Annotated in this window: 19 protein-coding genes; 8 read left to right on the top strand and 11 right to left on the bottom strand. The window is 71.8% G+C overall.

The window, feature by feature from the left end; translation table 11 throughout:
* The first annotated feature begins 688 nt into the window (after window positions 1-688).
* Together D6689_09800 and D6689_09805 are read left to right on the top strand one after the other, a co-directional pair.
* Window positions 689-1,354 (top strand): hypothetical protein, encoded by a 666-nt coding sequence (locus D6689_09800; GenBank protein RMH41894.1) that lies wholly within the window; start codon window positions 689-691, stop codon window positions 1,352-1,354.
* Window positions 1,355-1,414: 60 nt separating this feature from the next.
* Window positions 1,415-3,988 (top strand): hypothetical protein, encoded by a 2,574-nt coding sequence (locus D6689_09805; GenBank protein RMH41895.1) that lies wholly within the window; start codon window positions 1,415-1,417, stop codon window positions 3,986-3,988.
* Window positions 3,989-4,075: 87 nt separating this feature from the next.
* Here the strand turns inward: D6689_09805 and D6689_09810 are convergent, their stop codons facing one another.
* The 5 genes from D6689_09810 to D6689_09830 all read right to left on the bottom strand — a co-directional run bounded on the left by D6689_09810 (window position 4,076) and on the right by D6689_09830 (window position 9,303).
* Complete coding sequence (locus D6689_09810) at window positions 4,076-4,420, bottom strand: hypothetical protein (protein RMH41896.1); 345 nt, start codon at window positions 4,418-4,420, stop codon at window positions 4,076-4,078.
* A gap of 5 nt (window positions 4,421-4,425) precedes the next feature.
* The gene (locus D6689_09815; GenBank protein RMH41897.1) at window positions 4,426-6,951 is read right to left on the bottom strand and encodes a hypothetical protein; all 2,526 of its coding nucleotides are present in this window, start codon (window positions 6,949-6,951) and stop codon (window positions 4,426-4,428) included.
* 10 nt (window positions 6,952-6,961) lie between these two features.
* Window positions 6,962-7,603 carry an RDD family protein gene (locus D6689_09820; GenBank protein RMH41898.1) on the bottom strand — a complete coding sequence of 214 codons (642 nt, stop codon included), beginning with the start codon at window positions 7,601-7,603 and terminating at the stop codon, window positions 6,962-6,964.
* A 120-nt stretch (window positions 7,604-7,723) separates the two neighbouring features.
* Window positions 7,724-8,449: a 16S rRNA (uracil(1498)-N(3))-methyltransferase gene (locus D6689_09825; protein RMH41899.1), complete on the bottom strand. Its 726-nt coding sequence runs from the start codon at window positions 8,447-8,449 to the stop codon at window positions 7,724-7,726.
* A gap of 14 nt (window positions 8,450-8,463) precedes the next feature.
* A complete protein-coding gene (locus tag D6689_09830; protein ID RMH41900.1) occupies window positions 8,464-9,303 on the bottom strand; it encodes a 50S ribosomal protein L11 methyltransferase in 840 nt (279 codons plus the stop codon).
* A 57-nt stretch (window positions 9,304-9,360) separates the two neighbouring features.
* Here D6689_09830 and D6689_09835 point away from each other — a divergent pair, with 57 nt between their 5' ends.
* Window positions 9,361-10,200, top strand: a complete 840-nt coding sequence (locus D6689_09835) for a ParA family protein (protein ID RMH41901.1) — start codon at window positions 9,361-9,363, stop codon at window positions 10,198-10,200.
* An 11-nt stretch (window positions 10,201-10,211) separates the two neighbouring features.
* Here D6689_09835 and D6689_09840 read toward each other — a convergent pair whose 3' ends face one another.
* Together D6689_09840 and D6689_09845 are read right to left on the bottom strand one after the other, a co-directional pair.
* Window positions 10,212-11,252: an MBL fold metallo-hydrolase gene (locus D6689_09840; GenBank protein RMH41902.1), complete on the bottom strand. Its 1,041-nt coding sequence runs from the start codon at window positions 11,250-11,252 to the stop codon at window positions 10,212-10,214.
* Window positions 11,075-12,010 carry an MBL fold metallo-hydrolase gene (locus tag D6689_09845; protein RMH41903.1) on the bottom strand — a complete coding sequence of 312 codons (936 nt, stop codon included), beginning with the start codon at window positions 12,008-12,010 and terminating at the stop codon, window positions 11,075-11,077. The genes D6689_09840 and D6689_09845 overlap by 178 nt, the downstream gene beginning before the upstream one ends.
* A 208-nt stretch (window positions 12,011-12,218) precedes the next feature.
* Here D6689_09845 and D6689_09850 point away from each other — a divergent pair, with 208 nt between their 5' ends.
* The 3 genes from D6689_09850 (at window position 12,219) to D6689_09860 (ending at window position 15,426) form a co-directional block, all read left to right on the top strand.
* Window positions 12,219-13,253 (top strand): ketopantoate reductase family protein, encoded by a 1,035-nt coding sequence (locus D6689_09850; GenBank protein ID RMH41912.1) that lies wholly within the window; start codon window positions 12,219-12,221, stop codon window positions 13,251-13,253.
* 107 nt (window positions 13,254-13,360) lie between these two features.
* The gene (locus D6689_09855) at window positions 13,361-14,539 is read left to right on the top strand and encodes an isocitrate/isopropylmalate dehydrogenase family protein (GenBank protein ID RMH41904.1); all 1,179 of its coding nucleotides are present in this window, start codon (window positions 13,361-13,363) and stop codon (window positions 14,537-14,539) included.
* Window positions 14,540-14,748: 209 nt separating this feature from the next.
* Complete coding sequence (locus D6689_09860; protein ID RMH41905.1) at window positions 14,749-15,426, top strand: hypothetical protein; 678 nt, start codon at window positions 14,749-14,751, stop codon at window positions 15,424-15,426.
* 209 nt (window positions 15,427-15,635) lie between these two features.
* Here D6689_09860 and D6689_09865 read toward each other — a convergent pair whose 3' ends face one another.
* Window positions 15,636-16,298 carry a hypothetical protein gene (locus D6689_09865; protein ID RMH41906.1) on the bottom strand — a complete coding sequence of 221 codons (663 nt, stop codon included), beginning with the start codon at window positions 16,296-16,298 and terminating at the stop codon, window positions 15,636-15,638.
* Between the two features lie 196 nt (window positions 16,299-16,494).
* Between D6689_09865 and ettA the strand changes: the two genes are divergently transcribed.
* Window positions 16,495-18,171: an energy-dependent translational throttle protein EttA gene (gene ettA, locus D6689_09870; GenBank protein ID RMH41907.1), complete on the top strand. Its 1,677-nt coding sequence runs from the start codon at window positions 16,495-16,497 to the stop codon at window positions 18,169-18,171.
* On the opposite strand, the gene D6689_09875 is transcribed toward ettA, so the two are convergent.
* Window positions 18,168-18,410 carry a hypothetical protein gene (locus D6689_09875; GenBank protein RMH41908.1) on the bottom strand — a complete coding sequence of 81 codons (243 nt, stop codon included), beginning with the start codon at window positions 18,408-18,410 and terminating at the stop codon, window positions 18,168-18,170. The two genes, ettA and D6689_09875, sit on opposite strands and share 4 nt — an antisense overlap.
* A 15-nt stretch (window positions 18,411-18,425) precedes the next feature.
* On the opposite strand from D6689_09875, the gene D6689_09880 reads away from it, so the two are divergent.
* Complete coding sequence (locus D6689_09880) at window positions 18,426-19,166, top strand: endonuclease (GenBank protein ID RMH41909.1); 741 nt, start codon at window positions 18,426-18,428, stop codon at window positions 19,164-19,166.
* Here D6689_09880 and D6689_09885 read toward each other — a convergent pair.
* Window positions 19,159-21,303, bottom strand: a complete 2,145-nt coding sequence (locus tag D6689_09885) for a hypothetical protein (GenBank protein RMH41910.1) — start codon at window positions 21,301-21,303, stop codon at window positions 19,159-19,161. The two genes, D6689_09880 and D6689_09885, sit on opposite strands and share 8 nt — an antisense overlap.
* A partial coding sequence (locus D6689_09890) for a hypothetical protein (GenBank protein ID RMH41911.1) occupies window positions 21,300-21,725 on the bottom strand: 426 nt, incomplete at its 5' end. The genes D6689_09890 and D6689_09885, both read right to left, overlap by 4 nt.

The raw sequence follows: 21,725 nt of genomic DNA on the forward strand, positions 1-21,725 counted from the left end.
CGCGTGGGGGATCGCGGTTTGCATCGAGCAGAAGGTGACGCAGCGTACCCCGGAGGCACTCGCCGCGTAGCAGCCCGATCGAACGATGGTGAAGCTGAGGGGGCGGCGGTCACCTGGTCGCTGCGTCCGTGCGCGCAGCTGCAGACCAGCGCCCCGAAACCACCATCGCAGGCAGGGGCGCCCCGCTCCCGACCGACAATGCGTTCTGGTGCCCGCGTCCCGTCCGGGTCCGCGCAGCGGGCGGGCGTTGGACGCCGATTGCTTCGGCCGGCCGCCCAGCGGTCGGTCGGCGCCTACCGCGGCTACGCGCACTGCCGGGCGGTGCGTGCCGTTGACCAGGGCTCCGCGCTGACCGAGCAGCGCGCTCGCATCGACCCGCGGTCACGCGCGATCGCGCGAGTCGGACGAGCCCGCGAGTCGGCCGCTCCCGGAGACGGTCGCGCGAGGGCACTTCGCGCGCGCAGCAGGCCGCGCCCGCGCACATCGCGCCCCCGGATGACCGCAGCCCCGGGGTCCAGGGCGCGCGCTCCCCTGCCGGCTCCGGTGCGGGCGGATCCACCGCCATCGCCACGGCGTGGACCGCACCACGCTTCACATGCGGCCCGAGTGCACGGCCGCGCGCGAGGGGCCGTGCGTGCCGCATCCGCCAGTTGACCACGGCCGTCGGGCCGGGCTAGGGTCCGGCGCGATGCGCACCGCACGTATCCCGCTCGTTTCCGCGCCGCGCGCCGCCCGCGCCGCGCTCGCGATCGCCGCCGCGCTCGCCGCCCCGGCCGCGCGCGCCGACACCGAATGGGTGGCCGACGCGCACGTGTCGAGCGGGCTGGACCCGGACGCCACGGCGATCGCACGGATTCACGCGGGCGGGATGCTGCTGGTCCCGAGCGCGCGGCTCGCGGTCGAGGGCCACCTGTCGTTTTCCGGGTTCCTGCGCATCGACGACGCCAAGGGCATCGAAGCCCGGTCGTTTTCGCCCCTCAACCTCGGCGTGCGGCTCGGCTTCAAGGACCATTTCGAAGGCCCGTACGTCGCGCTGGGCGCCGGGTTCGGGTTCTTGTCTGGCAAGCCGCGCGAGCGCAAAGTCGAAGATCCGAAGACCTGCGCCACCGCGGCCGACCCGAACAACTGCAGCTTCGACATCAAGCAGCAGTTCAACACGCGACTCGGCCTGGGCTGGGGCTTCGTCACGTCGAGCCACATCACCGTCGGCGTCCGGCTGGACGTGACCTACTTCATGTTCAACGTGTCCGACGGGGAGGACCAGTTCGACGGCGCGCCGAACCCGCGCGACGTCCCCCGCCCGCAGGACACGATCGCCGTCCTCGTCGGTCTGGAATTCCTCCGCTGGCTGTGAACCCGCCGCGCGCGGCGAAATCCTGCCGCGGCCGGCCGCCCCCGCGTGTATCCTCCGGCCATGGGTGGACTTCGGGGTGCCTTTGGGTTTGCCGCCGCGTTGGCCATCGCGGCCGGCTGCGGCGGTGACGGCGACGGCGCGGCGCCGGACGCGGGATACCCGCCGGTGACGCTCGACCACTGCGCGTTCGCGCCGATCCCTCCGACGGCTCGGGCCGGCGGCCAGGTGGTCGCGGGCCCGCTGCGCGCCGGCGCCGCGGAAGCGCCGGTCGACATTCCGGTGAGCACGGCGCTCGGCTCGTACACCGCGCGCGCCAACTTCCTCGGCACCTCGGGGAAGGTGGACCTGCGCAGGACGGACATCAACGGCGCGTTCAACCCGTCGATCGGGGTCGAGACGCGCATGTGGGTCAAGGCGCTCGCGCTCGAGGCCGGCGGCGAAAAGGTCGTGCTGCTGCACGTCGACCTGGGCTTTCCCTACGAGGGGTTCGTGTTCGACCTCGAGCAGCGACTCGGCCCCGACTACTCGGGGAAGGTGATCATCACCGCGTCGCACAGCCACTCGGCGTGGGGGCAGTACAGCGCGCACGCGGGCATCGGCGGCGTCGGCGCCGGCCGGGTCCAGCGTCTGGTCTACCACCGGTTTCTCGACGCATTCGAGCAAGTCGCCCGCGCGGCGATCGCGAACGCGCAGCCGGCGCGGATCGGCTTCTTCTTCGACGGCGAGTTCGACCCGGACGATCAGATCAACCGCGACCGGCGCGGCGAAAACGACGCGCTGGCCGGCGGCCCGCGAGACGACAATCAGTTCTTCCTGATCCGCGTCGATGCCGTCGACGGCGCGCCGATCGCGGCGCTGCCGGTGTTCGGCATCCACGGGACGCTCCAGGACGCGGACAACAGCTTTGCGTCCACCGATGCGCCCGGAGGGATCGAGCGGGTGTTCCAGGAAGCGTTCGATCGGCCAGTCGTGGTGATGCACCTGCAGGGCGCCGGCGGCGACGTGTCGCCGGTCGGCCACGGCGAGGTCGACTGCGCCGTGCGCCCGGGTAACCCGGACGACCCGTGTTGGACGTGGCTGAAGAACGAGGGGCTCGGCCGCGTCGCGCTGCCGTATCTGGTCGCCGCGTACGACGCGGCCGGCGCCCGGATGACCGACACGCTCGCGATCGAGATGCTCACGCGCTCCGTCGAACTGGGACCGGATCCCGACACGTTCACCGTCCGCGACGGCGCGCTGCGCTACGCGGTGTGGGACCGGTACACCCCGGCCGATCGACGGATCTGGGCCGACGACGGGTCGATCCTGTCGCCGATCGACGAGTTCAACGCGCCGGTCGGCGCCGCGCTGTGCGAGGCTGACTACCCCGTGTTTCCGGCGGGCGCCCTCGCGGGCACCGACGAGCTGCCGCCGTACGGGTCGTGCGTGACAATCGACGTGGCCGGGTCGATCTTGGGCGAGCTGCTCGACCTGCGGTTCGAAGCGGCGCCGGACAAGCCGGTGTGCCAGTCGACTCGGACGACCGTGTCGGCGCTGCGACTCGGCGACTACCTGATCGCGACGATGCCCGGCGAAGTGACCACGTTGATCGCGGACCGCGTCCGCGCCGCGTCGCCGATGCCGCCGGACAAGACGATCGTGCTCGGCTACGCCCAGGGCGAGATGGGCTACATCCTCACCCCCGAGGACTGGTTGCAGGGCGGCTACGAGAGTTCGATCAACTTCTGGGGACCGCTCGAAGGCGAATACTTGGTCGAACGGCTCGCGGAGGTGATGGCGATGGCGGCCACACCCGAGCGCGAGGACGCAGCCGAGATCAGCGCAGACCGTTACGTGACGCCCGAGCTGCAGGACGACTTCACCGTCGATGTGCCAGCCGTTGCTCCCGGAACGATTCCGGCGGACGCCGACCTGCCGGACAACGTGTGGACGCGCACCGGGCCGGCGACCCGCGTGCAGCCGCTGCCGCAGATCGAACGCGTGTCGGGCCTCGCGCAGTTCGTGTGGATCGGCGAGCATCCGGCCGCGTCCACGCCGGTGGTCACGCTCCAGCGCGAAGCGTCGCCCGGCGTGTTCGCCGACGTGGTGCGCCGCAGCGGGCGGCCGGTGCAGGAGGGCGACATCCTGCTGGCGTATACGCCGCTGCCGCTGCGGCCGGACCCCGGCGAACCGCGGACCCATTACTGGGTCGCCGAGTGGCAGGCGGTTCCGTGGCTGGGCTCGGGAGAACTCGACGCGCTCGACCGCCGCGTCGCGGTTCCGCTCGGCCGCTACCGATTCCATGTCACGTCTCCGACGTACGAGCTGTTCAGCGACCCGTTCGAGGTCGTGCCGGCGACGCTCGACGTCAGCGCGACCGCGTCGGGCACCCGGCTCGACATCGCGGTGCGCATCGCGGCGACCAAGGGCTTTCGGCTGATGAGCTTGACGGCGCCGTCCAACGGCCCGCTCCCGGTGAAAAACGGCGTGTTCCGCGTGCAGGTCGAACGAACCGGCGGCCCGGTCGTTCAGTTCGACGACGTGGCCGGCGATGCCGGCGGCCACATCACCGTCGACCTCGGCTCAGACGCCTCGGCCGCCCGGCGCGTGACGGTGACCGACGCCTGGGGCAACACCGGATCGGTCGATCTGTGAGCCGCCGGGGCGTACGCGCGCCTCGGTAGGGACGCCCCCGCCGCCTACGCCACCGCACGCGCGGCCCGCGCCGCCGCGGCATCCGCGTCACGCGCCGCGCGCGCGCCGCTCCGCCCGCTCCGCGCGTGCCCGCGCCGCCTCCGCCTCCGCTTTGCGCCGCGCCTCGGCCAACCGCTTGCGGCGCGCCTTCGCCGCGCTCGCGCGACCGACCAGCAGGGCCGCGAAAAACGGCGTCGACGCGGCCAGCGCCATCAACACCTCGTGATCGCTGAACCAGCGCCACGTCGCGCGGAACCACCCGGTCGCCGCGTCCGCGTGGAGCACCGCGAAGAACAGCGCGAGCATCGCGCCGATCGCGACGAGGTTGAGCCACACGAAGTTCCAGACCTTCTTGGCCTTCGGATCCTGGAAGCCGTAGCGTTTCGCGCCCATCGTGTTCAGGACTCGCGCGCCGGGAGCACGCCGGTCGGCCGGCCTGACTCGTCGGCCTCTCGTAAGAAGCGCCGCCGGCCGGTTTCGTTCCACCACTGGATCCACCGCCGCCGCGCCGCCTCGCGCTCGCGCTTCGGCAAATCGTGGTGATAGCCGAAGTACTCCCCCGTAAGCCGGCGGAGTTCCTCGACCGCGCCCTCGCGCAGCGCGGCCGATTTGTGCGACAGCGCGTCGAGCAACCACTCGATGCGCGGGCGCGTCGCGTTCTTGTTCCACCACGCGCGCCACTTGCGCGGGTTCGTGCCGAAATCGTGCCGCGTGAGGGCGACCAGCGCGGCCTGCACGGCCTGCGCGATCTGACCGCCGCGCGACAACGCGTCGAGCAAGTCGGGGATCGCGCGGACGTCGGACAGCTCGCCGAGCGCGTACGCCGCGGCCTGCACGCGCGCCCGGTCGTCGGCGTGCAGCGCGCGCCGCGCGCCTTCGAGGGCGGCCTCGAGTTCGCGGATCGGGTAGCCGCGCAGCGCTTCGATCGCGACCGTGCGCACGCCGTAGTCCGAGTCGAACAGCCGCTCGACCAGCTCGCGAAGAGCGCTGCGCGGCCGCAGTTCGGCGACGCACAGCGTCGCGTAGTAGCGCACGTCGCGGTTCGGGTCGCGCATCTTCTCGATGAGCATGGGGCTCGCCGCGGTGCCGAGTTTGACCACCAACCCGAGCAACGGCCCGTAGCGCTCGGCGCGAAGCGGCCGGCCGCCCAGCTCGTACCGGTCGATGTCGAGCCGGCCCGGAAACCGCTCGGCCAGCACCGCGACGGCCTCCCCCGCGCGCCGCAGGATCTCCGCCGTCACGTCGCCGCCGGGATCGTCGTCGCGCTCGATCGCGTCGAGCAGCTCCGAGATGGGCCGCACGGCTCGGGCCGCAGCGTCGCGGACGTCGACCTGCGGCCGCGGCGCGTCGGCGGCGGGCACCGTCCAGCCGCCGGCGGCGCGCGCCCGATCGCGCACCGCAACCGCCTCCTGCACTCGCTCGGGGCGGATGTGCGGCGCCGATTCGTCGCGGGCCGGCCGGTAGCCGACCTTCTTGGCGCGCAAGATGAGCCGCGAGATCGCGTCGGCCGCTGCGGCCGCCAGCGGCAACACCTCCGAGACCTCGGCCACCGACACCGCGTCCGCGCCGCGGTGGCCGACCACCAGCGCCACGACCCGGTTGCGCAGCGCGATCGGCAAAAGCAGCGCGGTCGGCGGCTTGACGCCGCCCATGCGCACGAGCATGCCGTCCACGTCCGGATGGCCCGAGACGATCGGCCCAATGTAGGGGGCTCCGCTGCGCACCGCCGACTGGAACGCCGACGGCACGTCGAGCGGGACGATCACCTGCGCGATGGCGTCCGCGTCGATCTCGCTGCCCGCGATCGCGACGCGGCCGATCGCGACGCCGCCCTGGACCGTGAGCAGCCCGGCGTACCAGGTGCGCGACCGCACGCCGCGCAGCAGCGCGCTGAACACCGCGTCCCGGTCGTCGGCGGCAGCGAGGGCGGCGAGCGCGTCGGACACCGACAGCGGCGACGGATCCGCCAGCCCGATCGCCGCGGGCGGCGGAACCGCGGCGTGGCGGTCCGTGACCGCGGCCGGCGGCGCGATCTTGACCTTGGACGACGGCGGGCCGGGCGGTTCGACCGACGGCGCCCGCACTTCGATCTCCCCGCGGACGAGCTGCTCGCGCGGCTGCGTCGCCTCGGCCGACCCCGCGTCCGCAATCGGCTCGGGTACCCCCGTGCTGAGTTCGCCGGCCGCCGGCGGCTCGGCCTCGAGTTCGACGGCGGTCTCGATCTCACCGGGCTCCGCATCGCCGGGCGGCGACTCGCCCTCGCCGCCGCGCGATGCGGCGACGTCGTCGGGCGCCGCGCCGTCGCCGTCGGAAACGGTCACGCGGTGCATGATCAACGTCGACCGGCTGCTCGGCGGCAGCGGCACGTCGACCACCTCGACGTCGCCGTCGCCCGCAAGCCCGGGGTCCTCGACGATGACCGTCTTCGGCTTGCCCACCGGGGTCGGTCCGGCCTCCGCGGCGCGCGCCGCGAGTGCCGCAAATCGCGCGTCCGTCTCGCGGCCGTATGCCCGGTCGAACAGCACGTGGAAGCGGTACTCGGGCACGACGAGCGGCTGAATCGGCAAGCCCAGCGCATCGGCGCACTCCTCGAGCACGCCGAAGTCCACCGGCTCCTTGACCGCGACGCGCAGCGTGTCGCCGTCGTACGACAGCGGCGCGACGCCGAACTGCATCGCGAGCGCCTCGGGAAGAACCTTGACCGCCTCGGCATCGAATACGTCCGTCTCGGCGCGGGTCGCCGGCGGCACCCCGGTCGCGAGCGACAAGTACTGGACGAGTCGCTCCTCCGGCACCAGGTTCATCTCGAGCAGCACCGTGTCCAGGTTGCCGCCGAAGATCACCTGGCGCTGAAACGCCCGCTCCATGCGCTTGACGCTCACGAGGCCGTCGCGCACCAACAGCGAGCTGAGCCGAGAGGGCATAGAACAGTGATCAGTTGCGGTCCAGGACCACGTAGGTTCCCGACAGCCAGTCGTGCAGGCCCCGGCGCTCGCGGTCGAACCCGATCCACAGAAATCCGAGCCCCAGGGTCGCAACGCACGCCAGGTAGCCGAGCGTGCGGATCGCCGACCGCGCGATCGACGGCGGGTCGCCGTACAGGTCGATGATCCGCATGTGTAGCAGGCGCATACCGGGCGTGCGGGCCAGCGTGACGTGAAACAGGAACAAGTAAATCACACCGATGGCCGCCGCGAGGCCGATCGCACCCCACAGCGCGGGATCCTGAGTGAGCGCCAGGTCGAGCCAGAAGTCGAGGCCGCGGTGGCGCGTCGGCGGCAACGCCACTCCCGCGACGCCCGACGCGACCCACCACAGCAGCGCCGCGATCGGCGAGACGATCGCGGCGTCGACGGCGGCGCCGGCGCCGCGCCGCCAGAAGCCGGCCGCGAAGAACGTGGGGGCGCGGGACCGGCGCACGGCGCGGGCGGAGGCGGACTCCGGGCCGGCGCCGGCCACAGGGGCGCCCGCCGCGTCCGCGCGCGGGGCGGGCGCGGCGTCCGCGCCGGGGCCATCCGGGCCCGCGGGCGGAGCGGACGGGGCCCGGGCCCCTTCGGAGGTGACGCGCGCGGCCATCGACCCGTATACCGTACTCACAATCCCGCCCGCGGGAAACGGCTGCGCGCCGCGATCCAGGCGCGCAGCGCGATCCCGGCTCGCGAGCCCCGGCGACGAGCGCGCAGGCCGCGCCGTGCGTCACTCGGGCGCGCCGAGATCGCCGGCGAGCGCGCCGGCGATCGCGGCCGCCGCGACCGCCGCCGTCTCCGCGCGCAGGATGCGCGGGCCGAGCGCGACCGGCGTCCACCCCGCTGCGCGCGCGGCCTCCACCTCGCGCGGCTCGAAACCGCCCTCCGGCCCGACCGCGATCCCGACCGGCCCGCGAGCACCGGCCAGCGCCGCCGCGAGCGACGGCGCGCGCGCCGCCTCCCACAGCACCACCCGCCGCGCATCCGGCCCGACGGACGCCAGCGCCGCCTCCCAGTCGGCCACCGGTTCGATGTCGGGCATCGTCGCGCGGCGGCACTGTCGCGCCGCATCGGCGGCGATCGCGCGCCAGCGGCGCATGCGGCGGGCAGCGCGATCGCCGTCGAGCCGCACGACGCTGCGCGCGGTGCGCGCCGGGACGATGTACGACGCGCCGAGTTCCACGAGCTTCTGGATCGCCCAATCCATCCGCTCGCCCTTGATCAGCGCCAACACGACCGTCAGCGGCGCGCACGGCTCGGCGGCGGCGCGCGGCGGCTCCACCCGCAGCGTCGCGCGCTCCGGCCCGACGACCCCGACCACCGCGCCGGCGACGCGGCCTTCGCCGTCGAACAGTTCGACCGCGTCGCCGACGGCGAGCCGGCGCACGCGAAACAGGTAGTGGTAGTCGTCGCCGTCGACGACACAGTCGCCGGCGCGAAGCCGGTCAGGTGGCATATACAACCTACAGGTCACGGGGCGCGCAACTCGATCGACGACCACTCGGGGTCGCGCTCGGACCGGTCCACCCGCACCCGGCGCAGCCCGGCGGCGACGAATGCGTCGGCCACCTCGACGACCTGCTCGGTCAACAACCCCGACAGCACGAGCGTGCCGCCGGGCGCGAGCCGCGCGACCATCGGGTCGCGCAGCGCCAGGTGAACCGGCGCCTGAATGTTGGCCAGGATCAGCGGAAACCGCTCACCGATCGCGTCGATCGGACGCAGCGCGCACTCCACGCGAGCGCCCACGCCGTTCCGTGTGGCGTTGTCCCGCGCGGCATCGACCGCGAGCGGGTCGATGTCCACCGCGACGCCGGTGGCGTCCGGCCACAGCTTCGCGGCGGCGATCGCGAGGATGCCGGAGCCGGTGCCCAGGTCCAGAAAGCGGTCGACCGGGTCGATCCGCTCGACCGCCGCGAGGCAGAGCTGGGTCGACGCGTGCGAGCCGGTGCCGAACGCCATGCCCGGATCGAGGTGGAGGACGACGTCGCCCGGCGACGGCTCGTAGCGCTCCCAGCTCGGCACGATGACGATCCGGTCGGTAACCCGCTCGACGCGGAAGTAGCGCTTCCACGCATCGCGCCACTCGGACTCCGGCACCGCCGGCCGCGCGGCCACCGCCGACGGCGCGAGGCCGAACGCGCCGACCGCAGCCCGCGCGGCGGCGACGGCAGCCTCCTGCCGGTCCCACTCGACCCAGAACACGACCTCGCCGTCGCGGAGCTGAGCCCCGTTCGGCGCCACCGCCGCCGCGACGTCCTCGGCGAGGTCGTCGGCGACCGTCACGACGATCTCGACCCATTCGGCCATTGCCGCCGGGTGTACCAAAAATTTGCCCCGGCGGCGCGGCGGGGGCAGCGTCGGCACATGCACGTCATCGCGATCGCAAACCAAAAGGGCGGCGTGGGCAAGACGACCACCGCGGTCAACCTCGCGGCCGGGCTCGCTCGCCGCGGCTTCCGCACGCTGCTGGTCGACCTGGACATTCAGGGCTCCGCCACCGCGACACTGCTCGGCCGCGGCGCCGTGCTCGGCCCGACGATCGCCGACTGCCTCGTCGACGAAACGGGATTCGACGACGTGCTCAGCGACACGTCGACCGATCGGCTGTGGGTCGCGCCCTCCGGCGAGGCGATGGCCACCGTCGACATGCACCTGGCGAACGCGCTCGGTCGCGAACGCGTGCTGCAGCGCTGCCTCGCCGCAACCCGTCCGGGCGAATTCGACGTGGCCATCATCGACACGGCGCCCTACCTCGGGCTGCTCACGCTCAACGCGCTCGTCGCCAGCGATCACGTGATCGTGCCGGTGACTTGCGAGTATCTGCCGATCCTCGGCCTCAAACTGTTTCGGGACATGCTCGCCAAAGTGCGCGCGCGCGCCGGCGCACGCGCCGAGATCCTCGGCTACCTGCTCACGATGGTCGACCGCCGCGAGCGGATCACCGGCGAAGTCGAGCGGCTGCTGCGCCGCACGTTCGGCGACCTCGTGTTCCCCGAACCGATCCGCGTGAGCACGCGGCACAAGGCGAGCAGCTCCCACCGCCAGACGATCTTCGAGTACGACCGGCCCGGCAGCCGCGGCCGCCGCGACTACGAGCGCCTCACCGACGACGTGATCGCGCGCGCGGGGCTGCGCGGCGCAGGCACCGCGCGCCCGCCGGCAGATGGCGCCGCGACCGCGGCCGGCGCCGCGACGGCAAGCTGATCGGCCGCCCCCTACAGCCCGCGTTCGGTGGACGCGCGGCCCCGTCCCACGGGCACGTCCACGCCTTCGGCCGCGCCGAACACCGGGATCGTCGCGCGCGCAGCGATCTCGCCGACGAGTGCGTCGATGTCGTCGTCGGTCGCGTCCGGACTGTGGTGGAACAGCGCGAGCGCGCGCGCGCCCGCCGCCTCGGCGCAGGCCAGCGCGTGGCTCACCGCCGAGTGTCCCCAACCGCGCCGCGCGTCGTACTCGAAGTCCGAGAACATGGCGTCGTGAATCAGCAGGTCCGCGTCGCGCGCCAGGTGGACCGCCGGCCCGTACGGCCCGTCCTCTGGATGCTCGATGTCAGTCATGTGGACGACCGTGACCCCGTCGGCGGTGATGCGAAACGCCATCGTGTCCATGCCGCCATGCGGCACGCGGTCGCACGCCACTTCGAAGCCCTCGATCGGCAGCGACGACGACGGTTCGATCGTCTCTACCGACACGCCGGCCGCGAGGTTCTCGAGCCCGTACAGCGGGCTGTAGTGCGGGTTGAGCTGCATCTGGAGCACCTGCTCGAGCGGCGCGTGCGCCACGCGGCCGCCGAGGATGCGGATCCGGTTGCCCTTGATGAAGAACGGCGTGAAGAACGGAAGGCCTTGGATGTGATCGATGTGCGTATGGGTGAGCAGCACCGGCAGCTCGCCGCGGCCGCGGCCGAACTCGCCCGCCATCAGCTCCTTGGCCAGTTCCGTCGCGCCGGTGCCGAGGTCGATCAGCAGCCGCCGGCCGGCGTCGTTCACGATCTCGACCGCGGACGTGTTGCCGCCGTAGCGCAGAAACTGCGGCCCAGGCGTCGCAAACGACCCGCGCACTCCCCAGAACCGGACCCTCACGCCCCCTCCTGTCCGCCGATGCGCAAGCTCAGTCCCTCCCGCGCGACGACCACGTCGATGCCGCGCCGCCGGCCGCGTTCCGCGTACGTCGCGGCGATCTTGTCCATCATCTCGTCGGTGTGTCCGGGGGCGTGGTGATACAGGACGATCCGGCGCACGCCCAGTCCGTCGCACAGGTCGAGCGCGTGGTCGGGCGTGCTGTGACCGTAGTGCGGAAACTGCGCGTACTCCTCGGGCAAGAAATGCGTGTCGTAAATGACGGTGTCGGTGCCGCGGAGCGCCTCGCGCAGATCCCGCTCCATCTGAGCCAAGGCCGCGCGGTCCTCGTCCGTCGGCTCCTCCGGTCCGGCGAGAAAATGTTGTTTGTGCAACATGTCGGTAAACGGCGCCGTGTCGCTCACGTACGCAAGCCGTGTGCCGTCGGCTTCGACGCGATACCCGACGGCGCCGAACGGGTGGTTGAGCGCCACCGGCAGAACCGAGAACGAGTCCACCTGAAACGATTGCCCGGGCACGACCTCGTGAAACTCGAAATCGGCAGGCACGGCCTCGAGGTTGACCGGGAAGAACTCGTGGCGCGTGATGCCGCCGATGACGTGTTGCAACTCGTCGGTCGCCGCGCGCAGCGCGTAGATGGAGATGCGCGTGCCCTCGAGGTAGGCGGGCTCGAAAAACGGCAACCCCTGGATGTGATCCCAGTGCACGTGGGACAGCACGATGTGGTAGTGCCACGGTCGGTCGCCCTGTACCTCGGCCAACTTGTGGCCGAGCCCGCGCAACCCCGTGCCGGCGTCCACGATCAACGTGCGGCCGTCGTCGGAGCCGACTTCGACGCACGAGGTCTGTCCCCCGTACCGCACCGTGGTCGGCCCCGGTACGGGGTAGCTACCCCGCACCCCCCAGAACGAGATGCGCATGCTGCGCCGAATCATAGCCGATCGGGTGGGCAAACCCGAAAGCGCGGCGGGCGCCGTTTGACGCCTCCGGCCGCGCCCGGGCCGATGGCCGGCCGCGCCCGATCGCCGTGGCGCACCGCCGCCCGCGGGCGCGTCGCGCCCCGCGCCGCCGCTTGAGGCCGCCGGCGGCGCCGCATAGGATGGCGCGATGACCGACCGCAACCGCGAGCCGCGGATCCTCGTGATGGGCTGCGGCGGCATCGGCGGCACCGTCGCGGCCCACCTCCTCGAGATCGGCGCCGACGTCACCGCCGTCACGACCAACACGGGCATCGCCGACGCGGTCGCCCGACGCGGGTTTCGCCTGCGCGGCGACGGGGACGCGCGGGACGTGCCCGGCCGCATCCACGTCGGCATCCCCCCCGGCGCCGGCCCGTTCGACTTCGCGCTGCTCGCGACCCAGCCGCCGCAGGTCGAGGCCGCCGCGGCGACCGCTCTGCCTCACCTGGCCGACGACGGGGCGCTCGTCTGCTTTCAAAACGGCCTGTGCGAGCTGCGCGTCGCCGAACTGGCCGGTCCCGACCGCGTCATCGGCGCGGTCGTGGCGTGGGGGGCGTCGATGCCCGAACCGGGCCTGTACGACCGCACCGCGCCCGGCGGGTTCACGATCGGCCGGCTCGACGGGCCGCCCGACGACCGGGCGCTCGAAATCGGGCGGCTGCTCGAGGCAGTCGGGCCGGTCGCCTACACGAGCAACCTGCTCGGCACGCGCTGGAGCAAACTCGCGATCAACGCGGCGATCTCGTCGCTCGGAACCCTCGCGGGCGAACGCCTCGGCCCGCTGGTGCGCGTGCGGCGCTACCGGCGCCTGTGCCTCGAAGTGATGACCGAGGTCGTAGCGGTCGCCGCCGCCGAGGGCGTGTCACTCGAAAAGGTATCCGGCACGATCGATCTGGACTGGATTGCGCTGACAGACGCCGAGCGACGCGCGCGCACCGGTACGCCGTCGCTGGCGGCCAAACATGCGCTGCTGGTAGCCGTCGGCATGCGCTACCGGCGACTGCGATCGTCGATGTTGTCGGCGATCGAGCGGGGTCGGCCACCGGCGATCGATTTTCTCAACGGGGAAGTCGTCGCCCGAGCGCGGTCGCACGGGATCGACACGCCGCTGAACGCGCGGATCGTCGACGCGGTGTGGGCGCTGGCGCGCGGCCAGGCCCGGCCGAGTCGCACGCTGCTCGATCGCCTGTACGCCGACACCCGCGCGGCGACGGCGTAGCCTGCGGGTCGGCGCTCGCGGAGCCCGCGGGCGAGCCGTCGCCCCCGGTCGCGTCCCACGGCGGCCCGTGATGTCGCGCGGCGGCCTGTGGTAGGGTCGGCGACCGCATGAGCGACAAGGACGGCTACGACATCGTACTGTTGCCGGGCGACGGAATCGGCGTCGAGATCGCCGAACAGGCCCGCCGGGTGCTCGACACCGTTGCACGCGCCACCGGCGTGACGTTCCAGGTCGAGGAAATCCCCTGCGGCGGCCAGTTCTACCTGGAACACGGCGCGCGCGACTGGCCCGAGGGGTCCGAGGAAAAGTGCGCGGCGGCCGACGTCATCTTGCTCGGCGCCGTCGGCTGGCCGTCGCCCACGGGGACCGGACCGGTGACGATGCCGGACGGCAAGATGGCCGGATGGTCGCCGGTCATCGGCAACCGAACCCGTTTGAACCTGTACGCGAACGTGCGCAAGGTCAAGCTGCTGCCGGGCGTGCGCCATCGCATCAGCGGCCGCCACCAGCAGGTGTGGCAACCCGGCAGCGTCGACATGGTGTTCGTGCGCGAGAACACCGAGGATCTGTACGCGGGCATGGGCGGTACGCTCGCGCCGGGCGGCCGCGCGGTGCTCGCGACCGACACGCGCGTGATCACGCGGGCGGCCTCCGAGCGGGTCATCCGGTACGCATTCGAACTGTGCCGCCGGCGCGACCGCGGCGCGCCCAAGGACGGCAAAAAGCGCGTCACCTGCATCGCCAAGGACAACGTGATGCAGGGCTGCAAGCTGTTCGCGTCGATATTCGCCGAGATCGGCGAGGAGTACCCCGACATCGAAAAAGACTACGCGATCGTCGACGCGTTCACCCAGTGGCTGATCACCCAGCCCGAGTACTACGACGTGTGCGTGACGACCAACATGTTCGGTGACATCGTCACCGACCTCGCGTCCGTGCTGCAGGGCGGCATGGGGATGGCCGTCGGTTGCAACGTCGGCGACGACCACGCCATGTTCGAGCCGATCCACGGCAGCGCGCCGAAACACGCCGGCAAGGACAAGGTCAATCCGATGGCCATGATCCTTTCGGTGGCCGAGGCGCTCGAATGGCTCGGCCACCGCAAGGGCGACGACCGCCTGCGCGCCGCCGCGCGAGCGATCGAAGACGCCGTGGCGGCGGTGTGCGAAGCGGGCGCGCCGCTCACGTACGATCTCGTCGGCCCGGATCGGGCGGCGCCGATGTCCGAGGTCGGCGCCGCCATCCGCCGCGAGATCGCCGCGCGGCTGGCCGCGCTGCGCGCGTGACCGAGCCGCACCAGCCCCCTCGACCCGCGCGCGACCGCGCCTGCCGCGTGACCGGCGCCGCACCGTTCGGCAGGCTGCGGCAATGCGTGATGTCGACACGTTGCACGACAGCCTGCCGGCGGTGAAGATCGCCGTCGGGTCGCGCGTCGATGTGACAGATTCTGGCGCGGCCACACGGAGGACCACCGATGAAACGCCTTGGACTGACCTTGCTTACCCTGTCCGCCCTCGCCGGCGCCGCCGGCTGCAACGAGACGACCGCCGGCGCGCAGGGCAACGTGCTGTTCACACCCGACCGCTGCGACCTCGTGGGCAGCGGTTGCACGTTCGACGACAGCGTGGCGGTGGGCGGCACGTTGATCGTGCACATCACCGGCGCCGAGGGGAGCAGCACCGCCGGCTTCGACCTGCAGTCCGACGACCCGACGGTGCTGTCGGTCCAGCCCGTCGACGACGTCGGCGGTAAGCCGACGTGGGAACTCGCGGGCACCGGCGCGGGCGTCGCGCGCCTGGTCGCCGTCGACCCCGACGGCAACGATGTCGACTTCCTCGAGGTGTCGGTCCAGGAGATCGACAACCTCGGGCTCGTCAACACGATCGGCGACGCCGTCGGCGGCCCGGTAAACGACCCGGACTACCACGAGATCTGGACGCTCAACGCCGGCGTCGAGACGTGGTTCCACGTCGAACCGCGCGCCGGCACCGGCCGGCTGATGGGCGTGCTGCAATACGACGTCGTGATCGACGACTTGCTCGATCAGAACCTCGTCGAAGGCTCCGACGTCGTCGGCGGCTTCTACAAGATCAACGCTCCGGCCGGCAACTACACGCTCAGCGTCACGGCCGACAATGGCACGCCGCTGGACGTGCTGTTTCAGGTCCAGTAGGCAGGAGGCCGCCGATCTGCTGCAGCCGTCGCGCTCCTCGCGACGCCGGCGGCGTTCGCCCCACCCGCAAGGCTCGCCCTCCGGCGTTCGCCCCACTCGCAAGGCTCGCCCGCCGTCGGTCGGCCCGCGTTGCCGGCCCCGCGATGTGCATCGCGATACCGTGCAGGGGACCGGCGCACGCCCATTCGGCGGCGTCCGCGCGGCCGGCCTCACGCCAGCGGCTCGATCACGAGCCGGCCGTTGCGCGCGCGGATCACGAACCCGCCGGCAGCGACCGGCCGGTGGAATCCCGTGCGCCGCGGCGCGGCGTGGCGCGCATGCGCGCCGTAGCCGTAGCCGTAGCCGTAGCCGAAGCGGCGCGCCATCTCGAGCTCGGCGGTTCCCATGAACCAGATGACGACTGCGAGCAGCACCATGTACAGGTGCAGCGTCAACAGCCCGACGACCCCGAGCGCCAGCGAAAACCACCGCGCTACGGTGACCGCGACCTCGGTCGCCGCGACGAACGGCATCCGGCGCGTGAGCAGCGCGCGCAGGATGCGACCGCCGTCCATCGGCAGCGCGGGGATCAGGTTGAACGCGCCGACGATCGTATTGAGCCAGCCGAATAGCGAAAACAGCCACCAGCCGGTGATCGCCGACAGGACGAAGCCGACGCCGCCGAGCGCAAACGAGACGGCCGGCCCGGCCGCCGCGATCGCGATCTCGTCGCCGGCCGAGCGCGGCTGGCGCGTGAGCTTGGCAGCGCCGCCGAAAAAGTGCAGCTCGATGCCGGCGACGGGCACCCCGAGATGACGGGCCATCAGCGCGTGGCCGAGCTCGTGCAACAGGACCGAGCCGAATGCGAGCAGCACCAGCGCGACCCCGGCCACCCCCCCCGTACCACAGTAGCGCCGCGGCGAGCAGCGCGAGGAACGACACGTTGACCTCGATCGGAAAGCCGGCGAGCGTGCCGATGCGATACGACCGGAACATGGCATCAAGGTAAGGCCGCCGGGGCCGGCGTCAAGCCGCGCCGGCGGCCACCACGCCGTCCAAGTCCGCGAAACTGTGCTACATCACCGCCCCATGGCGCACGAGTTCGTCTACGTCATGAAGGGCCTCGGCAAGGTCGTCCCGCCGAAGCGGCAGATCCTCGACAACATCTGGCTGTCGTTTCTGCCGGGCGCGAAGATCGGCGTGCTCGGCCCCAACGGCGCCGGCAAGAGCAGCCTGCTGCGCATCATGGCCGGCGTCGACACCGACTTCATCGGCGAGGCCTGGGCGGCCGACGGGATCAAGATCGGATATCTGCCGCAGGAGCCGCAGCTCGACCCGACCAAGGACGTGCGCGGCAACGTCGAGGAGGCGCTGCGCGACACGCGGGCGCTGCTCGATCGGTTCGACGAGCTGAACATGAAGCTCGCCGAAGACCTGTCGCCGGAGGAGATGGACAAGGTCATGGCCGAACACGCGCGGGTGCAGGACGCGATCGAGGCGGCCAACGCATGGGACATCGACCGGACGGTCGAGATCGCGATGGACGCGCTGCGCCTGCCGCCCGGCGACGCCGACGTCACCACCCTGTCCGGCGGCGAGCGCCGCCGGGTCGCCCTGTGCAAGGTGCTGCTCGAGCAGCCCGACTTGCTGCTGCTCGACGAGCCGACCAACCACCTCGACGCCGAGTCGGTCGCGTGGCTCGAGCGCTACCTCGCCGAGTTCCCCGGCACGGTGGTCGCGATCACCCACGACCGGTACTTCCTCGACAACGTCGCGGGTTGGATTCTCGAACTCGATCGCGGCCGCGGCATCCCGTTCGAGGGCAACTACTCCGCATGGCTCGAAGCCAAACAAAAGCGGCTCGAACAGGAAGAAAAGCAGGCCAGCGCGCGGCAAAAGACGATCGCGCGCGAGCTCGAGTGGGTGCGTTCGTCTCCGAAAGGCCGCCACGCCAAGCAGAAGGCTCGCCTGTCGCGCTATGAGGAGATGGTCGAGGAGGCAGAGCGCGCCGGCCGCGACCCGGCGCTCGAGATCCACATCCCGCCCGGGCCGCGCCTCGGCGCCGACGTGCTGCGCGCCGAGCACGTCTACAAGGGATACGGCGACCGGCTGCTCATCGAAGACCTGTCGTTCGAGCTGCCGCGCGGCGGCATCGTCGGCGTCATCGGGCCCAATGGGGCCGGCAAGACCACATTGTTCCGCATGATCACCGGCGAGGAGCAGCCCGATTCAGGGACGCTCGCACTCGGCGACAGCGTCGTACTCGGCTACGTCGACCAGTCGCGCGACGCGCTCGACCCGGAGAACACCGTGTGGGAGGAGATCTCTGGCGGCTCCGAGCACATCGAGGTCGGCTCGCGCACGATCAGCTCGCGCGCCTACGTGTCGAGCTTCAATTTCCGCGGCCCCGACCAGCAAAAGCGGGTCGGCGACCTGTCGGGCGGCGAGCGCAACCGCGTTCACCTGGCCAAACTGCTGCGCAAGGGCTGCAACCTGCTGCTGCTCGACGAACCGACCAACGACCTCGACGTCGACACCCTGCGCGCACTCGAGGACGCGCTGCTGGCGTTCGTCGGCTGCGTCGTCGTGATCAGTCACGACCGCTGGTTCCTCGACCGCATCGCGACGCACATCCTTGCGTTCGAAGGGGATAGCCACGTCGAGTGGTTTCCCGGCGGCTACGCCGACTACGAGAAAGACCGCCGCCGTCGACTGGGCGACGACGCGCAGCCGACGCGCATTCGCTACAAGCCGCTCACCCGCTAGCTGGCTGGTGCGTATAGGCGCGCCAGCGAGATGCGAGGCGAGCTTCGGCGCTCGCCCGCGGCGCACGAAGGCGCGCATCCACATACGATACCGAACGGCGCGCGGACGTACGCCGAAGATCGCCCGCAGATCGCGATCGCAGCCAGCGGCGGTGCGCAACGGCCACCGAGCGCGCAGCGGACCGCCGCCACCGCGTCGTTGCCGCAGCGGTCCGCCTCCGCGCCGGCGGCGCGGTACACTGCGCAACCTACGCCGTGCACATTCGCATACTGACCTGGAACATCCACAAATGCATCGGCGGGCTCGACCGCCGCTACGATCCGGAACGCGTCCGCGCGGTGATCGCCCACTACGATCCCCACTTTGCGCTGCTTCAGGAAGTCGACGACGACGCGCCGCGGTCGAACCACGACCGCCAGGTCGACTTGCTCGGTGACGCGCTCGGCATGCGCGTACGCACGTACTTCCCAAACGTACGCGTCCGCCGCGGCGGTCAGTACGGCAACGCGATCCTGGCGAAGTTCCCTCTGACCGATACGCAGAACATCGACCTGACGATACCGCTCAAGAAGCGAAGGAGCGTGCTCCACGCGCGGTTCCGCGTGCGGCTCAACGGCATGCGCGGCAAACGGACTCGCACGCTGCACATTTACAACATGCACCTGGGCCTGTCGGGTGCCGAACGCAAGATCCAACTGCGCAAATTTCTCGACAGCCACCCGTTCGTCGGGTTGCACGGCGACACGCCCATCGTCGTCGGCGGCGACCTCAACGATGTGTGGGGTACGCTCGGCCCCAAGTTGCTCGAGCCGGCCGGTTTTCGCGCGATGCCCACCCGGCTGCGGACGTTTCCCGCCTACGCGCCGGTCCGCGCACTCGACGCGATCTACGTGCGCGGCCGACTCGCGTTCCGCAACGTGTTCCGCGGCCAGACGGACCTCGCCAAGCGGGCATCGGATCATTTGCCGCTGATTGCCGATCTGGAAATCACGTGACTCGCCCGACGACGAGCGTGATGTCGTCGACCGCCGGCTGCCCCGCTTGATGCATGGCGACCTCGTGCGCGATCCGTCCGAGCATCGCGTCGACGTCGCCGCCCTCGCCACCGATTCGGCGCAGCGCGCGTTGGAACCGGCGGTCGCCGTACAGCTCGCCGGCGGGGTTCGTGCACTCGACGACCCCGTCCGTGTACCACACGAGCACGTCCCCCGGCGCGATCGCCCGCGTGTGCGCCACATACTCGGGGCTCCCGGTCGACCCGAGCGGATTTCCGCGCGCGACGAGCACGTCCAGGCGTACGCGACCGCCGGCCGATCGGATCAAGTAGGGCACGACGTGGCCGGCGTTCGCGAACGTGACCGACCGATTGCGAACATCGCACAGCGTCGCGAAGCACGTCATGTGAAAGGAGTCGCCACCGACGCGCCGCACCGCACGGTGAAGCAGGTCGAGCAACCGGACGACGTCGAAGTGACCGCCCATCACGCGCACCGCGACGTCCGTACACCCTTTCGCGGCAGCCGTGACCATGGCGGCCGCGACCCCGTGCCCGGTCACGTCGCCCACGACGACGAGGACTCGACCGTCCGGCAACGCGGAACTCGACCACCAATCGCCGCCGCACCGGCTGGCCGGCGCATACAAACCGGCGAGTTCCACGCCGGCGTATGCGACGTGCCGGCGACCGGCCACGAACGCCTCCTGCACGGCCGCCGCCAGCTCGACCTCCTTGCTCAAATCCACTCGCGTCCGGGTCTCGCGCACCATCCGCGCATAGACCACGGCTGCGCGCGCATGGTCGCTCGCGCGTACGACGAGGTCGCGCTCGACTGGCCGGAGCGCGCGCTCGCCGGGGAGCCCACCGATCATCAGAAGTCCGACGACTTCGTCGCCGGACACGAGCGGCGACACGATCTCGGCGCCGTACACGTCGAACAGCCGCTCGAGCGCGTCGCGCATGTCGCCGAGCCGCGCCGCGACCAGTTCGTCCCGCGCGATCGGGGAACTTCGGTCCGCGAACCACGCGACGAGCAGCGGATCCGGCGTCGCCGACTCGACGAGCACGTCGCCGCTATCGTCCGACCACGAGTAGTCGCGCTCGGACGGCACGATCAGATAGACGCGGCGCGCGCCGAGCGACGACTCGAACAGGTCGCGTGTGGCGGCGCCGATCTCGTCCACCGTTCGCGCCGCCCGCGCCCGCTCCGCGTACCGAGCGAGCGCGCGCTCCTGCGGTGTATCGGGCTCCGGCGGCGTCTCTGCCACGTACGCGACGAGACTGGCGACCGCTCGCGTGCCGAGGAAGACGCCGCTGGCGGCGGCCGCTGCCACCGCCGGCGACTCGGCGCCGAGCGCGAACCAGGTGCCGACCCCGGCGGCGGCGAACACGAACGCCCAGCGGAACGCGCGCGGATCGATCGCGGCCGATCGTATCAAGTCGTGCGCGACGAGTGCGCGCAGCGCGATCACCGCGGCGATTCCGACAAACAGCCACGACATCGGGTACCACCCGTAGCCGTACGAGAGCGCCGAGTCGAAGCCGCCGAGCGCTGCCACGCCGAACGCCCACAGCGCGTCCTTGTACTGGCGACGGCGCAGCGCCGATGTCTCCGCATCGAGCGCGCGCACCAGCTCCAGCCCGCCGATCGCGATGAACGCGCCGACGGTGGCCGCCGGTAAGAATCCCAACGTGCTCGCACGGCCGACTAGCACGCCAGACGCGGTCGCGCGGGCGCCGGCGGTCACCCAGTCGGTTACGGCCGCAACCGTCGACACGGCAAGCGCCACCGCGAAGACGCCGGCGAGCAGCCCGCGCCGGCGCGCCAGGCGATTGCACAGCGCGAGATCGAACGCGACGACGAACGCGCCCGACATCGGAGTGAACGCCACGCACCAGCGAGCGACGGCGCCCGCGACCTCCGGGTCGGCCGTGCATGCGTTGAGCCCGTACCCTGCAACGAATGGGATCGCGGTGACCAGAATTCCGAGAAACGCGGCGCGCAGCGCGGGGGCACCGCGGACGAATGCGACGTACAACGCGAGCGCAAGGAGCCCCGCGGATGCAAGCCAAAACGGAATGCTCGCTGCGGTCAATCGGTACGATGCGGGATCCAGCGCGGGGTGCACGATCACCTCGTCACGACCAATCGGTTGAACACGGCGAGGGCCTGATTGACCCACACCACGGCTTCGCGGCGGTCGTCCGCATCGAAGTCGGTCTTGCCGGCGAGCGTCTCCATTGGCGCGAGCGCCCGCACAAACGCATCACCGCCGTCGACCGCGGCGGTCTCCCCGGCGTCGACGGCCGCGCGTGCCGCGGCGAGCGCGTCGACGAACGCCGTCCGGGCGGCGGCGACGTCGGCGCGCGCGTCGCCTCGCGCCACCGCGGAGGCCAGGCGGCGCGCGGCGAGCGCAGCCGCGCGCAGCGGCCGGAGCGGCGATCGCGGTGACGCGACCAGTTCCGCCTCGTCCCAGCGGTCGCGCTCGGCCGCGATCGCATCGACCAGGCGCGAGTGCGCCTCCACCGCGCGCGCCAGCCCGCGCTGGAGCGCCGC

The sequence above is a fragment of the Deltaproteobacteria bacterium genome, assembly GCA_003696105.1.
GTDB lineage: Bacteria > Myxococcota_A > Polyangia > Haliangiales > J016 > J016.